Source organism: Actinomycetota bacterium (assembly GCA_035540895.1).
GTDB lineage: Bacteria > Actinomycetota > JAICYB01 > JAICYB01 > JAICYB01 > DATLFR01.
In genome coordinates this window covers 12,610-27,262 of record DATLFR010000151.1, presented here as the reverse complement: position 1 = coordinate 27,262, position 14,653 = coordinate 12,610, and the positions used below count along the sequence as shown (strand labels likewise).

General features: G+C 71.1%; 14 protein-coding genes. 7 read left to right on the top strand and 7 right to left on the bottom strand.

Annotated elements, in window-relative coordinates; genetic code table 11:
• Positions 1-58 precede the first annotated feature (58 nt).
• Positions 59-589, top strand: a complete 531-nt coding sequence (locus tag VM840_08590; GenBank protein HVL81634.1) for a hypothetical protein — start codon at positions 59-61, stop codon at positions 587-589.
• Here the strand turns inward: VM840_08590 and VM840_08585 are convergent.
• Together VM840_08585 and VM840_08580 are read right to left on the bottom strand one after the other, a co-directional pair.
• Complete coding sequence (locus tag VM840_08585) at positions 586-1,647, bottom strand: L,D-transpeptidase/peptidoglycan binding protein (protein HVL81633.1); 1,062 nt, start codon at positions 1,645-1,647, stop codon at positions 586-588. The two genes, VM840_08590 and VM840_08585, sit on opposite strands and share 4 nt — an antisense overlap.
• Before the next feature lie 94 nt (positions 1,648-1,741).
• Complete coding sequence (locus tag VM840_08580) at positions 1,742-3,316, bottom strand: MFS transporter (GenBank protein ID HVL81632.1); 1,575 nt, start codon at positions 3,314-3,316, stop codon at positions 1,742-1,744.
• Positions 3,317-3,404: 88 nt separating this feature from the next.
• Here VM840_08580 and VM840_08575 point away from each other — a divergent pair, with 88 nt between their 5' ends.
• The gene (locus VM840_08575) at positions 3,405-3,968 is read left to right on the top strand and encodes a hypothetical protein (GenBank protein ID HVL81631.1); all 564 of its coding nucleotides are present in this window, start codon (positions 3,405-3,407) and stop codon (positions 3,966-3,968) included.
• A gap of 3 nt (positions 3,969-3,971) precedes the next feature.
• On the opposite strand, the gene VM840_08570 is transcribed toward VM840_08575, so the two are convergent.
• The gene (locus VM840_08570) at positions 3,972-4,922 is read right to left on the bottom strand and encodes a calcium/sodium antiporter (GenBank protein HVL81630.1); all 951 of its coding nucleotides are present in this window, start codon (positions 4,920-4,922) and stop codon (positions 3,972-3,974) included.
• A gap of 69 nt (positions 4,923-4,991) precedes the next feature.
• On the opposite strand from VM840_08570, the gene VM840_08565 reads away from it, so the two are divergent.
• The gene (locus VM840_08565; protein HVL81629.1) at positions 4,992-6,395 is read left to right on the top strand and encodes a metallophosphoesterase; all 1,404 of its coding nucleotides are present in this window, start codon (positions 4,992-4,994) and stop codon (positions 6,393-6,395) included.
• Here the strand turns inward: VM840_08565 and VM840_08560 are convergent.
• The 3 genes from VM840_08560 to VM840_08550 are packed head-to-tail and all read right to left on the bottom strand — an operon-like array spanning position 6,379 to position 9,260.
• Complete coding sequence (locus tag VM840_08560) at positions 6,379-7,404, bottom strand: mechanosensitive ion channel family protein (protein ID HVL81628.1); 1,026 nt, start codon at positions 7,402-7,404, stop codon at positions 6,379-6,381. The two genes, VM840_08565 and VM840_08560, sit on opposite strands and share 17 nt — an antisense overlap.
• 50 nt (positions 7,405-7,454) lie before the next feature.
• Positions 7,455-8,276 (bottom strand): aldo/keto reductase, encoded by an 822-nt coding sequence (locus VM840_08555; protein ID HVL81627.1) that lies wholly within the window; start codon positions 8,274-8,276, stop codon positions 7,455-7,457.
• Positions 8,277-8,285: 9 nt separating this feature from the next.
• A complete protein-coding gene (locus VM840_08550; protein HVL81626.1) occupies positions 8,286-9,260 on the bottom strand; it encodes a TerC family protein in 975 nt (324 codons plus the stop codon).
• 106 nt (positions 9,261-9,366) lie between these two features.
• Here VM840_08550 and VM840_08545 point away from each other — a divergent pair, with 106 nt between their 5' ends.
• The 3 genes from VM840_08545 (at position 9,367) to VM840_08535 (ending at position 12,513) form a co-directional block, all read left to right on the top strand.
• Positions 9,367-9,807, top strand: coding sequence for a hypothetical protein (locus VM840_08545; GenBank protein HVL81625.1), 441 nt, complete (start codon positions 9,367-9,369; stop codon positions 9,805-9,807).
• A 64-nt stretch (positions 9,808-9,871) separates the two neighbouring features.
• Positions 9,872-10,999: a Vms1/Ankzf1 family peptidyl-tRNA hydrolase gene (locus tag VM840_08540; GenBank protein ID HVL81624.1), complete on the top strand. Its 1,128-nt coding sequence runs from the start codon at positions 9,872-9,874 to the stop codon at positions 10,997-10,999.
• Complete coding sequence (locus VM840_08535) at positions 10,999-12,513, top strand: FAD-dependent oxidoreductase (GenBank protein ID HVL81623.1); 1,515 nt, start codon at positions 10,999-11,001, stop codon at positions 12,511-12,513. The genes VM840_08540 and VM840_08535 overlap by 1 nt, the downstream gene beginning before the upstream one ends.
• On the opposite strand, the gene VM840_08530 is transcribed toward VM840_08535, so the two are convergent.
• Positions 12,510-14,078 carry a phosphatase PAP2 family protein gene (locus VM840_08530; protein HVL81622.1) on the bottom strand — a complete coding sequence of 523 codons (1,569 nt, stop codon included), beginning with the start codon at positions 14,076-14,078 and terminating at the stop codon, positions 12,510-12,512. The genes VM840_08535 and VM840_08530 overlap by 4 nt on opposite strands.
• 46 nt (positions 14,079-14,124) lie before the next feature.
• Between VM840_08530 and VM840_08525 the strand changes: the two genes are divergently transcribed.
• Positions 14,125-14,652, top strand: coding sequence for a DUF402 domain-containing protein (locus VM840_08525; GenBank protein HVL81621.1), 528 nt, complete (start codon positions 14,125-14,127; stop codon positions 14,650-14,652).
• Position 14,653 lies beyond the last annotated feature (1 nt).

Below are 14,653 nucleotides of genomic sequence, written 5' to 3'. Positions count from 1 at the left end.
GCGTGTGCGGATGCTACGTGACGGCGGGTGCGTGTGTCCTCCGGTTATGGTCGGACCCATGCGGAAGCGGACGCTCGTCGTCATGGCGGCCGCGGCGGGGAGCGCGCTGGCGGTGTGGGCGCTGGTGCACCGCCGCGGCGCGGCTCCCGCCCCGTCGGGCTTGCAGATCGGACAGGGCGAGCCGCGCGCACCCCACCCCGGACGCGTCGAGTCCTCCATCACCCAGACGTCTTCGCGGCTCGACCCGGCCATCGACCGCGGGGCCGGATGGATAAGGGGGTACCTGAGCCGTCTGCTGCAGGACCCGCCCGCCGGGCTCGATGCCGAGGTCCGTCGCAACAACGGGGCTCCGGGCGTGCGCCTGACGCGCGAGGGGAGGCGCGTCATGGAGTGCTGGGCCTACGACGAGTACATCCGGGCGACGCTGTTCCACCCGAGCGACGCCGCCCGCCGGCAGATACCCCAGCTCCCGAACGTCGAGGTGCGCGAGGCGGCGAAGTCGGGGTACCTGTCGATCTACGTCCGCGGGCCGCAGGGGCTGGCCGCGCTGGGGTGGCTCATCCTCGAGTGCGCCGCCGGGAACGTCTAGACGATCACCACCGCGTCACCCGTCTCGACCCGCTCGAAGAGCTCCTCCACGTCGGCCCGCAGCATCCTGATGCAGCCGTGGGACGCCGCCTGGCCGATGGACGCGGCCGCGGCGGTGCCGTGGATCCGTATCCCGGGAGAGTTGATGTTCAGCGCTCGCGTGCCCAGCGGGTTGGCCGGCCCCGGGGCGATCACCCGGGGCATCCCCCGCGCCCACTCGCTGCCCGGGTTGTACCAGGCGGGGTTGCGCCGCTTCGCGGTGATCTCGAAGACGCCGCTGGGAGTGGAGTGACCCAGCTTCCCGACCGCCACCGGGTACGTCCGCGCGACCTGACCGTCGACGTAGTGGTAGAGGCGCCGCTCCGCCCTCCTCACGAGGACGACCGACCTGTACCGATCGGTGGGGACCGCCGGGGCGACCGTCGAGACCGGCAGGTCGATGGGAGCCGCGCCGGGGCCGAGCGATCGCGACACGACGTCGACGGCGGCGTCGAGCTCGAGACGCTGTCCGTCCTGCGCGCCGACCACCTGCACCCAGCCCCCCGACACGTCCAGCCGGGCCTCCTGCGGTTGCCTGTCCACCTCGGCGGCCAGGTCGGCCAGGGCTCGGCGCAGGACCTCCCGGTCGAGCTGCGGTGGCGCATCTACCCGTCCCCCGTTGCCCGTCAGGCTGTCCCAGAGGCGGCGGGGCAGCGGCGCGGACCGGTACCCGTCGAAGGCCGCCCGGACCGCTCCGGGGCCGTCGACGCGCAAGCCCAGCTCCCAGGGGCTGACGCTGCGCTGCACCTCCCCCGCCCGCAGCAGGACCGGTACCTGCAGCGGAGGGACGACCGCCCGATGGACCCGGTCGGTCGCCTCCTGCTCCGTGAGACCTCCCACGGCCACCCCTCCGACGACGGTCCCGGCGGGCAGGACCGCGCTCCGGGTCCGGTCGAAACCCCACGCCGCCCCCGTCCCGGAGACCAGGAGCAGCGCGCAGAGCCCGACCGCGATCCATGCGCGCCGCGGCCTCGCCCGTCCCGGCTCGTGGGAGCCGAACTCCTGCCTCGAACGTTCCATCATGTTCCTCCGTCGCATGAACCCGCCGACGTCGCTTTCCCTTCCCGCGGCGTCATCGGTGAACGAGGGGTCCGGACGCAGGGGGGCAGCGAGGTCAATCGTCCCCCGAGGCTGACGCTTCAGAGTGGGGCGGATGGAGGGCCTCCCTGTCGCTGATCCCGATGCCGTTCACCACACCCCCCACGATCGCGAGGAACCCGGCTACGCCCATCGCGAGACGGAACGCGTCTCCGGACGCCTCGCGGGCCACGCCGGCAACCCGCTCCGGTACGGAGGGGTCGGGTCGGTTCAATGGGCTGATCCGCTGCCGGGCCTCGGGCGACGTGATGTCGAGGTCGGGGAACCGCGCCCACATCGCGCTCTGGAACGAAGCCGTGATCGCCACGAAGAGCAGGGCCCCGACCAGTTGGGGGCCCACGCGTGAGACCGCGTTGTTGAATGCCGACCCGATGCCTGCGTGGCGGACCGGCAGGGAGCGCATCAAGGTCATGGTGAGGGGTGGGACCATGACCATGAGTCCGAGGCCGAACAGGACGAGGCCAGGGAGCAGATCCACCACGTACCCCCGGCTCGGTATGTAGGACGCGAGCTCGGTCCCCGTCGCCCTCCACGGCGAGCTGTCGTCGGGGAGACGGGCCAGCCACAGCAGGCCGATCCCCGACATGACCGGGCCCGCGGCCATGAACCGGCGAGGACCCACCCGTGCAGCTATCTGGCCGAAGCGACCGGCTGAGACGGCGAGGAACAGCGACATGGGAACGACGCCGATCCCGAAGGCTACCTCGGTGTAGCCCAGGATCCCGACCGTGTACAGGGCGAGCACCTGCAGCATCACGTACAGCGCTCCGTAGATGAGGAGCGTCGACACGTTCGTGACGACGAAGTTGCGGGACCGGAAGACCTCGAGGGGGACCAGGGGGTTCGCAACCCGCCGCATCCACCACGGCAGCGCCACAGCGGCTCCCACGCCGACGGAGAGCGAGACATAGGGCACCGCCCCCTCCCACGACGACGACTGACCGCGGATCGCACCGAACGCCAGGCCCCCCACGGCGACGGCCGCCAGGGTCGCGCCGACCCCGTCGAAGGGCACCTCCTCAGGGCTCGACTCCTCGATGTGGCGCCAGGCTCCCCAGACGGCCACCCCGATGAGTGGGAGGTGCACGAGGAACACCGCCCTCCACGTGACCCCCTCGACCAGCACCCCCCCGACGACGGGGCCCAGGATGGACGTGACGGCCGACGCGGCCGCCCAGATACCGAACGCGCGTCCTTGCTCGTCCCCCTCGAAGGTGGCCGTGATGATCGCGAGCGACCCAGGAACCAGGAGCGCTCCCGCCGCTCCCTGCAAGAGCCGGAACACGATGAGAAGGTCCATCGTTGGAGCCAGCCCGCAGAGCAGAGACGTGACGCCGAACCCGATGAGTCCGACGAGGTACGTCCTTCTCCTCCCCGCGTGGTCGGAGAGACCGCCGGCCAGCATCAGGAGTGAGGAGAGAGCCAGGAGGTAGCCGTAGTAGACGTAGTTCTGGGCCTCGTACCGCCCGAAGACGGCCGAGGGAAGATCCTCGCCCATGGCGGGGAGAGCCACGTTGACGACGGTGGTGTCGAGGAAGACCGACCCCGAAGCGAGCACCACCGACACCAGCGTCCATGTCTTGCGCCCCACCCGACCAGTGTGATCGTCGGTGACGTCCGAGCCAACCCAGGGACGGCAGGCGTGATTGGGGGGGTCTGAGGCGGGGTATCCGGAGAGCATGAGGACCGACGACGCCCAGCAGCCGAACACGATCGTCGCCACGTTCGCCGACGCCCACGCCGCCAAACGCGCCGCGGACCGCTTGAGGGAGGCCGGGTTCGGACCGGACCGGATCGACGTCGGTCGGGACACAGACTCGAAGCAGGTCGGCGCCGCCGAGCAGGTGGAAGAGCGTGACCATATCGTCATGTCGCCGGGTCCGGTCCCCGTGGCCACCGAATCGATGGTGAAGGGCGGCGGACTGGGGATCGTGTCGGGCGGACTGCTGTTCGCGGTCGCCGGACTCGTCATCGGGTTCGTCTTGGTCGCCATGGGCGTCCTGGACGACCCGGCCATGGTCGGTGTCACGACCCTCGCCGCCGGGCTCTTCGGCGCCGTCGCCGGGATGGTCATCGGAGCCGGCAAGAAGGCCGCCGAGGACAAGGACGAGGCCCTGCATGCGGCGGGCCAGACGCCGGTCGGCGTCAGCGCCCCGACGGCCGAGGAGCTGGAGCGGGCCGAGACGATCCTGCGCGAAGCGGGTGCGGAGCGCATCGACCACTTCGACGGCCGGCAGGCCTAGCGGTCAGAGCACCACCAGCAGCGGCGTCGTCATCACCCACATCGCGAGCAGGACCGCCCCCTCCCGGCGCGTGATGCACCCCCCCGTCGCCATGAACAGGTAGGCGATCGCGCAGACCGCCGCCATCATGAAGACGCCGGGGCCGGCGAGTCCGCGGTCGACGAGGGGGCCCGGAGAGACGACGGCCACCGTGCCGGCGACCGCGAGGCTGTTGAACACGTTGCTGCCCAGGACGTTCCCGACGACGAGGTCGGTCTCCCCCTTGCGGGCGGCCTGGATGGCCGTGACGAGCTCGGGCAGCGACGTCCCGACCGCGACGAGCGTGAAACCCACGAACCCCTGCGATACCCCGATCCCCTCCGCTATCCGGACGGCTCCCCAGACGAGCAGCTGGGCTCCGCCCAGCGTCCCGGCGAGGCCGAGGCCGGTCCGTAGGGCTTCGGCCGAGGTGCGATAGACGGGCGGGGAGCCCTCGCCGAGCAGCTCCTCGACCTCGTGGGCGATCGGCTCCCCACCGTCCCGGGAGCCCCGGACGATGAGGACCATGAAGACGACCAGCGCGAGCAGACAGGCGATCCCCTCCGGACGGCTGACCCCGGCCAGGAGGAGGATCGTCAGCAGGCCGACCGAGAGCGTCGACATGGGAGCCTCGCGACGGAGCGTCGCGCTCGCCACGGTCGCCGGCCTGATGAGTGTGGCGATCCCGAGGACCAGCGTGACGTTGGCCGCGTTCGATCCGATCACGTTGCCGAGCGCGATGTCCCGGGAGCCGGCCGCGACGGCCAGGACCGAGGTGACCATCTCGGGGGCGCTCGTGCCGAACCCGATCACCACGGCGCCGATCAGGACCGGTGACACCCGCAGAGCGAGGGCGAGCCTGGACGCCCCCATCACGAAGTGCTCGGATGCCCACGCCATCAGCGCGAGCCCGCCAACGACCGCTAGGACCGACAGATCGCCACCTCCGGGGGGTTTCTAACGCATCCGGCTGCACCTGCGTCGGCGCCGATGTATCGTCCGCGCGTGGAGACGGTCCGTCGAACGGCGCTCGGTTTGGTCCGTCTGCTGCTCCCGGTCGCGGCCGGAGTGCTCGCCGCCGCCGTCGCCCTGCTCGCGTTCGGCGCGAAGCAGGAGGAGATGGGGCCGTTCACCGTCGAGCTGCACTCCCGGCTCGGACGGGGCGTCACGTCGATCGAGCTCCCGCCGTTGGGAGCCTTGGCGGCCGACACGCACGACGCCCCGCTCCGTCTGACAGCGACGCTGCGCGGGGTCGATGTGAACGGGTTGGGCGAGGAGCTGCGCGGAGGGAGCACGCGCGCGCTCGCCGAACGGGTCGAGGCGGACGCGCGTCGCAGCCTGCGGCCCTACGCCGTGCGCATGACGCTGATCGCGCTGGCGGGAGGGCTCCTCGTGGGACTCCTGCTGTTCCGTCGGGCGTGGGCGTCCGTCGCCGTGTGCACCGCGGCGGCGGTCCTGGCCGTCGGTGGGAGCGGAGCCTCGGCGTGGACGGGTTGGAGGCCGGAGGCCTTCCGGGAGCCGAGGTTCTCGGGCTCCCTCGTCCTCGCCCCGCAGCTGATCGGCTCGGTGGAGGAGGTCACGGACCGGCTGGAAGCCTTCCGGCGTGAGCTGAATCGGGTCGTGTCGAGCGCCGTCCGCGCCTACACGGCTCTCGAGCCGAGCGCGATCAGGGAGCCTGACGAGGTACGCGTCCTGCACGTGTCGGATATCCACGTCTCCCCCCTCGGGATCGGCATGATGCGACAGCTCGCCCGCGGCTTCGACGTGGCCTTCGTGCTCGATACCGGGGACCTCACCTCGTACGGAACCCCGCTGGAGGAGGCGGTCGTGCAGGCGATCCCGTCACTGGAGGTCCCGTACGTCTTCGTGCGCGGGAACCACGATCCCCCCGCGGTGCAGGATGCGATCCGCCAGCTCCCCAACGGCATCGTGCTCGACGGGGACACGGCCGAGCTGGACGGCCTGCTCCTCTACGGGCTGGGACACCCCGCCTACACGGAGAACAAGGAGCAGGAGCTCGACCACGAGCGGTTCGTCGAGCTCGCCCGGTCGGCGTCCGCGCGCATCGCCTCCGACCTGCGAGCCCTGCCGCGGTCACCCGACGTCGTGGCCGTCCACGACGACCGGATGGCCAGGGCGCTCGCCGGCTCCGTCCCGCTGGTCGTGTCCGGGCACTACCACACCCAGTCGGAGGAGACCCGCGACTCGACGCTGTTCCTCCGGGCCGGCACGACGGGAGGCGCCGGCGTGAACCTGCTGTCCGAGCCCGGGGGCGTTCCGCTGTCCGCGCAGATCCTGTACTTCCGGCCGGGGGCCACGCCGCGGCTCGTCGCCTACGACGTCGTCCAGCAGTCCCCAACGACCGGGAGCCTGACGATCGACCGCCGCCTCGTCACCCAGGACCTCTGACGTCGCGCTCAGCTCCCTCGTCGGTGCGGGTCCAGACGGTGCGCTGCGGGAACGGTATCTGGATCCCCTCCGCGTCGAAGCTCTGCTTCAGGCGACGCCGCAGCTCGCGTGACACCTCCCACTGAGAGCGGGGCTTCGTCTTGACCACCAGGCGGATGTCGATGCCGCTCTCCCCGAGGTTCTCGACCCCCCACACCTCGGGCTCCTCCAGGATCGCCTCCCGCCACGCTGGATCGTCGGCCATCTCCCGAGCGACCCTGCCGATGACCTCCATGGCGTGGTCGAGGTCGGTGTCGTAGGCGACCGACACGTCCAGGAGCGATCGGGCCCACAGCTGGGACCGGTTCCCCACACGCTCGATCGTACCGTTGGGCACGTGCCACACGTTGCCGTGGACGTCGCGCAGCCTAGTCGTCCGCAGACTCACGCCCTCCACCACCCCCGATACACCCCCGACGTCGATCACGTCGCCGACGCCGTACTGGTCCTCGATGAGCATGAACAGGCCGGACAGGAAGTCACGCACGAGGTTCTGGGCCCCGAAGCCGATCGCGATACCGGCGATGCCCGCACCCGCGATCAGGGGAGCCAGGTTGATCCGCAGCTCGGCCAGGACGTAGATGAAGGCGATGGTCCAGATGACGAAGCCCGTCACGCTGGACAGGACGGCTCCCGTCGTGCTCGCGCGCAACGAGGCACGCTGGCTGGGCTCGTCGGTGGTGAAGAGCGCCCCGGCGGCCGGCTTCTCACGGATCGTCTCCAGCCCCCTGCGCATGCGGTCCGTCTGCAGGCTACGGACGAACCTGGCGATGGCCCGCTTGGCCAGCCGGTTCAGGACGAACGCCACGAGGAGGATCATCACGATGCGCACGGGCCGGAGGACGAGGACATCGCTCGCGCGGGCGAGCAGCTCGTTGCCGGTGGCGTCGTAGACCCAGTCGCATAGGGCCGCAGCCTCCTCGGGAGGTCCGCACGGCTGGGACTGGAGGAAGGAGAGGAAGGCGGGCATGGCTCCTCCTCTGGGTCGCGGGCCTAGAGCCTATCCGGGCCCGGGCCGGGCTAGGAGGTCCAATCCGGGGCGAACTCCGGGTCGATGAGGCGTTGGTCGCGGCCCAGGGCCGAGATCCGGCGCATCTCGTCGGCGTCCAGCCTGATGCGGAGCGCGGCCAGGTTCGCCTGACGGTGCGCAGGGTCGGCCGACCGGGGGATCACCGACACATAGGGCTGCTGGATGAGCCACCTCAGCACCACCTCGGCGGGCGTGACCCCGTGGCGGTCCGCGATGCGGCGCAGCGTCATGTCCCGGTGCACCCGTCCCCGGGCGAGCGGGGAGTAGGCGGTCAGGGTCAGCTCGTGCTCCCGGGCCATCGCCAGGAGCTCGTCCTGGGCCAGGTAGGGGTGGTACTCGACCTGGTTGCAGACGATATCGGCCAGGTCGAGCGCCTCCTTCAGTAGCCCGGGAGGGAAGTTGCTCACACCGAGGAAACGCACGCGGCCCTTCTCCTGCTGGGCCCGCATCGCGTCGAGCGTCTCGGCGAGGGGGACGTCAGAGCTCGGCCAGTGGATCAGGAGCATGTCCAGGTGGTCGAGGCCCAGCCGGCGGAGGCTGTCCGGGACGCACTTGGCGACCTGGTCCGCCCGCATCTCGTCGGTCCAGAGCTTCGTGACGACGAAGACCTCGTCGCGGTCGACGCCCGAGTCCCTCAGCCCCTTCCCGACGGCCCGCTCGTTGGCGTACATGCGGGCCGTGTCGATGTGCCGGTACCCGAGCTCGAGGGCATGGCGGACGGCTTCGGTGCACACGTCCCCCTCGAGCTGCCACGTCCCGAAGCCGAGGGCCGGTATGCGCGCTCCTCGAACCTCGACGCACGGCGTCTGCATCTCGACAGCCTAGCCGGACGGGACGTCGTCCTCGGGGCGGAACGCAGGCCCCGTCGGCGGGACCTCGACCTCGGCCTCCATCGGACGCAGCAGCGAGGCGATGACCGAGACGGCCAGGACGGCTCCGATCACTCCGAGCGAGAGCCAGATCGGGACGTGGTAGAGGTCGCTCGCCAGCATCTTGGCTCCCACGAAGACCAGGACGGCAGAGAGGCCCAGCTTGAGGTACTGGAACTTGCGGATCATCCCGGCCAGGACGAAGAACAGGGCACGCAGGCCGAGGATGGCGAACGCGTTCGATGTGAAGACGATGAACGGCTCCCTCGTGACGGCGAAGATGGCCGGGATCGAGTCCACGGCGAAGACCACATCGGTCGTCTCGACGACCACGAGGACGGCGAATAGCGGCGTCGCCCACCGCCGGCCGTCCTCACGGATGAAGAACCGCTGTCCGTGGTACTGGTTCGTGATCGGCAGGATCTTCCGGAACAGGCGGAGAGCCGGGTTGTTCTCCGGGTGGATCTCCACCTCCTTGTGCCGCGCCATCTTGATCCCGGTGAAGACCAGGAACGCCCCGAAGACGTAGATGGTGAAGTGGAAGGCCTCGAGGAGCGCTGCTCCCGCGGCGATGAAACCGGCGCGGAAGACGAGGGCGCCCAGGACCCCCCAGAACAGGACGCGGTGCTGGTACTCGTCGGGCAGCCCGAAGTAGGCGAACAGCAGCGCGAAGACGAAGATGTTGTCGACTGACAGAGCCTTCTCGATCAGGTAGCCGGCCAGGTACTCACCCGCCACCTGGGGGCCCTGCCACCACCACAGGAAGGCCCCGAAGCTGAGGCCCAGCGCGATCCACACGACGCTCCAGGTCGCCGCCTCACGCATCGGCACCGTCTTGGCCTCGCGATGGAAGACGAACAGGTCTATGAAGAGCATGGCGAGGACGAAGGCGGTGAAAGCCACCCACATCCACACTTGGACCACCATCAGCGGACCTCCGGGTCGTGCGTCTGCGCGTCAAGAGGGTACTCCCGCGCGGGCGCGTTTGAGACCCCGGCGTATCGGGTACGCCGGCGCCCAGGAGGATGGCGCCTTGAGGTGGATGATCGCGCTCTGCCTGTCGCTCGCGCTGGCCGCCGCTGCGCCCGTGGCGACGGCCTCGGAGCTCGTGGTCGACGGGGTGACGCTGCCGGTGCAGGCGGCGGCCTCCGACTCCACTCCCACGAAGGATCGCATCTACTGCGAGGGACGGGCCCCCACGCAGGCCCAGTGCGCGGGGAGCATGGTGCTCACGGGCAACTTCGACATCGTGGTGGGGGTGGAGTACTGGTACTTCGGGTGGGTGACCGTCCGCGGCGCCACCCCGACCGGCTCCGTCACCATCAGGTGCGAGCAGACGTTCAGCGCCCTCGCCTGCAGCTGGCGCCACGACGGGGTGTTCGTGGAGGGCCAGACCTTCACCCTGACCGGTGTCGCCAGCGGGATGAGCCGGTCCGTGCCCGGGACCGCCTACTGGCGGATCCGGGTCCCCTGACGACGGTTGACCCCACGCGTCCGGGGAATGGCTTGGGCACGACGACCACAGGAGGCTCTCGGAGATGCCACGAGGGATAGAGACGCTCCGCCGCCTGGCGGAGCTGAAGGTTGAGAGCGGCAACGTACTGAGCGTCTACGTAGACCTGGACCCGAGCCGGCTCCCGAACGAGGGCGCACGCCAGACCGAGATCGAATCGCTGCTGAGCGAGGCCGGGAAGAAGGCCGGGGATCTCGACAAGGAGTCGGCCCAGGGCCTAGAGGAGGACATCCAGAGGGTCAGGTCGTTCTTCAACAACGAGTTCTCCGCGAAAGGCGTGCGTGCCGTGGCCGTCTTCTCCTCGGCGAGCGCCGACCTCTTCGAGGCGATCCCCCTCCCGGCCAGCGTGGAGTCGACGGCCGTCGTCGACCGGTCCCCTTACGTCGAGCCGCTCACCGGGCTGCTCCCGGTCGACGACTGGTGCGTCTTCCTGGTCAACCGGAGGACCGCCCGGATCCTGCGCGGCACCCGCGACGAGCTACGGCAGCGCGCGGAGGTGGCCGACGACGTGCCCGGCCAGCACGACACGGGAGGACGCTCTCAGCAGCGGTACGAGCGGCACATAGAGAAGATCGTGGACGACCACGTGAAGCACGCCTGCGACGTCCTCTTCGAGATGTACAAGCGGTCGCCGTTCGACCGGCTGCTCATCGGCTGCGCGGAGGAGATGCTCCCCGAGGTGGAGGGCAACCTCCACGACTACCTCGCTCAGCGCTACGTGGGCCGCTTCGACGTCGATATCGAGAACACCTCCTGGGCTGAGGTCCTGGAGGCCGCCCGTCCCGCCATCGAGCAGGACGAGCGTCGCCGTGAGGACGAGGTGCTCGAGCGGCTCAACGAGGGGCTCGGCCGCAACGAGGGGGCGGCGGCGGGTCCGGACGGGGTGCTCACGGCTCTGTTCGAGAGGCGGGTCGGCTCCCTGATCCTGCAGCCCGGGACCCAGGTCCCCGGAGTGGCCTGTACGTCGTGCGACTGGGTCGGCGCGGGCGGGTCGACCTGTCCCATCGACGGGACCTCGACCGAGCCGCACGAGGACATGACCGAGAAGGCCGTCGAGCTCGCGCTCGGGCAGTCGGCCGATATCGTCCTGCTGCGGCACACCCCCAACGAGCTCGCGGAGCACGGCGGCATGGCGGCGCTGCTGCGGTTCTGATGGGCTCCCTCGACGGTCCGAACCGCTCCGTCTGGGTCGATACCGCCCCGGGCTCCGCCTACGCCCCGGTGGGCGATGGGGTCGAGGTCGACGTCGCCGTCTGCGGCGGCGGGATCACCGGGCTCACCGCCGCCTACCTCCTGCAGCGCGAGGGTCTGAGCGTGGCGGTCCTCGAGGCCGACCGGCTGGTGTCCGGCGCCACCGGGTACACGACCGCGAAGGTCACCGTCTTGCACGGCCTCGCCTACAGCGCGATCACCCGCGAGGCGGGAGCCGAGGCCGCGCGCACGTACGCCGAGGCCCAGGCGGCGGGTCTGAGCGCCGTGCGCGAGATCGTCGAGCGGGAGGGGATCGACTGCTCCCTCGAGACGGCTCCGGCGATGACGTACGCGCCGACCTCGGACGATCTGCAGGACGTCCACGACGAGGTCGAAGCGGCGCGGGAGGCGGGGGTCGACGCCTACTTCACCGAGGACACCGGGCTCCCCTACCCCTCCGCCGGCGCCGTGCGCGTCGACGACCAGTCCCACTTCCATCCGCGGCGGTACTGCCTGGCCCTGGCCGATCTGGTGGCGTCGCGGGGGGGACTCATCGCCGAGGGGACCAGGGTCCTGGACGTGGACGAGGGGGAGCCCTGCGAGCTCACGACCACGCGGGGGACGGTCCGGGCTGGACACGTGGTCGTGGCGACGCACATACCGTTCCTCGACCGCACCCTCCTGTTCGCGCGGGTGATGCCCGAGCGGTCCTACGCCATGACGGTCCGGGCGGCGAGCATCCCGGACGGCATGTACCTGTCCGCTGCGTCGCCGTCTCGCTCCCTGCGTCCGCTGACGGTCGACGGCGAGCGGCTCCTGGTGGTGGGCGGCGAGGGCCACAAGGTGGGCCACGAGACCGAGACCCGGGAGCGCTACGCGGCGCTCGAGGCCTGGGCGCGGGAAGCCGTGGGCGCGACCGAGGTCCTCCACCGGTGGTCGACCCAGGACTACGAACCCGTGGACCGGCTCCCGTACGTCGGCCGGGCCACGGCCCGCAGCGAACGGACGTGGGTCGCGACCGGCTTCCAGAAGTGGGGCATGACCAACGGTACGGCGGCCGCGATCCTGCTCACCGACCGCATCCTGGGCCGGGAGAACCCGTGGGCGGAGACGTTCGACCCCGTCCGTCTGAACCTGAAGGCCTCCCTGCCGGAGGTCGTCACCCACAACGTGGAGGCGGTGACGGAGCTGGTCTCCGAACGCGTGAAGGCTCTCGGTCCCCTGCCGAGCCTCGATGACGTCGCGCCCGGCGAGGGCAAGGTCGTGCGCCACGAAGGCCAGGTGCTCGCGGCCGCGCGGTCCGCCGACGGGGAGGTCCATCTCGTCTCCCCCTGGTGCACGCACATGGGGTGTCAGCTGACCTTCAACCCGGCCGAGGAGTCGTGGGACTGTCCCTGCCACGGCTCCAGGTTCGACCTGTCAGGCCACGTGGTGCAGGGTCCCGCGATCCGCGACCTGGACCGACCCGACGATTAGTCGCGGCGGGGAGCGAAGACGGTCAGCGGCTCGTCGGACTTGCCGATCGTGAACTCCGTCGCGGACGCGTCGAAGGTCTCTCCGTCGCGCGCGAGACGCAGGGGCCCGTCCAACGACCGGACCCGGACGGGCCCCGTGGTCGTGAAGCAGCGGTAGACCCGCGACGTCCCGAGGGTGCCCGTCAGCAGGGCCCACATGAGCCGGAGACGGCCGTACGGCTCGGTCCCGTCGACGATGCGGACGTCGAGCAACCCGTCGTCGAGCCGCTCCCTCCAGCTGGGCGTGAGCCCGCGCGGGTGGTACGCGCAGTTGCCGACGAAGACCATCCACACCTTCATCCTGCGGCCGTCGATCTCCACCTCCACCGGCCGGCCACGCCGGAGTACGCGGAGGAGGGCCACCAGGACGGCCGGCCACTTGCCGATCCTGCTCTCGAGCGCCTCGCGGGCGTCCACGAGGTCGACGTAGGACCCGAGCGACGCCGTGTTCATGAACACCCGGCCGTCGATCTCGCCCACATCGACCGCGACCGTATGTCCGGCGCGCACGGCCTCGACCACATCGGAGACGTCGTGAAGGCCGAGGTCGCGGGCGAAGTGATTCAGGGTGCCGCCGGGGACCACCACCAGCGGCTCGCCCAGTCGACGCGCCACGGCGGCGGCCGCGTTGACCGACCCGTCGCCGCCGCAGACCCCGAGCACGGTCGCGCCGGCGGCCGCCTTCTCCAGGGTGTGCGTGAGGTCGTCGTCGGGCTCCCGCTCGACGACCTGGACCGCCGGGAGCTCCGCCCGCAGCGCCTCGGCGGTGTCGGGTCCGAAGGTGGGGCCGGCCCCCGGGTTGGCTACGACGACCAGACCCTCGCCGTCCGACCCGGGTCGGTCCGCCAGGTGGGTCAGGCGCGCGGGGGCCCCGGCCGGCTCCTCCGGCGCCACCGGCCACCAGCGGCGCGTCGCGAACGCCACCCCGACTCCCAGCGCCGACCCCACGGCGACGTCGGAGGGATAGTGGACCCCGGTGTAGACGCGGGAGAACGCGACCGCGCCGGCGAGGGGGAGGAGCACGGGAGCCAGCGCCGGCTTCTCGATCGACGCTCCCGTGGCGAAAGCGAACGCGGACGCGGAGTGTCCGGACGGGAACGACGACGAGGACGGGAGCCGGGCCAGCCTCCTCACCATCGGGACCCCCGTCTGGTCGGGCCGCACCCGGCGGGCGATCAGCTTAGCGGGGACGTTCGCTATCGCCGATGCGAGACCCACCGAGACCATCCCCCGCAGGGCCGCCCGGCGCTCGAACCTCCCTCCGGCCAGGTCGAGCGCCACCGCGATGACCATCCACAGCCGTGAGTGGTTCGCCGCCCGGGTCAGCCGCGGCAGGACCCGGTCCCCCAAGGGGGTGTCCCATCGCGCGACGCGCTGGAAGAGCGCGAGGTCGGCACGCACGATGGCGTCGGGCGTGACCCGCTCCCGCCAGAACGCGTACCAGGGCACGCGGGCCCCCACGGGGGCTCGGCGCAGGAGGCGCAGGGTGGCCCTGCGTGTGGGTGGGACGGGCTTCCGTCGGCGCATGCACCTCCGGATACCCGGCCCCCCGAGCCACTACACTCGGCCCCCCATGTCCTCGATCGACGTCGACTACAGGAAGTGGGGGGGCTCCCAGCACTACCGCTGGACGGCGAGGCTCCTGGGGGAGGATGCACAGGGGCGGTGGCTGGGTGTCCTGCCCGGCAACCGGGTGACGGGTCCGGATGGGACCGTCTACCACGGCACCCGCCACTCGGTGATGCTCGTCCCGCGCGGCGCCTGGTGGGTCGCCAGGTACCCGGAGACGGGTCGGTTCGAGGTCTACGTCGATATCGCCGCGCCCGCCACCTGGGACGGGGACCGGGTCGAGATAGTCGACCTCGACCTCGACGTCGTCCGGTGGCGCGAAGACCGGCGGGTGGAGGTCCTCGACGTGGACGAGTTCGAGGAGCACCGCGTCCGGTATGGGTACCCACCCGACGTCGTGGCCCACGCCCGGGCCGCCGCCGACGACATCGTCTCCCGGGTCAGCGCGGGAGACGAGCCGTTCGGCTCGGCGCCCACGGGTTGGATGGAGCACCTGCGGACGGCGGCGGGCGGGAGCCCGGGTCCGAGCTGAC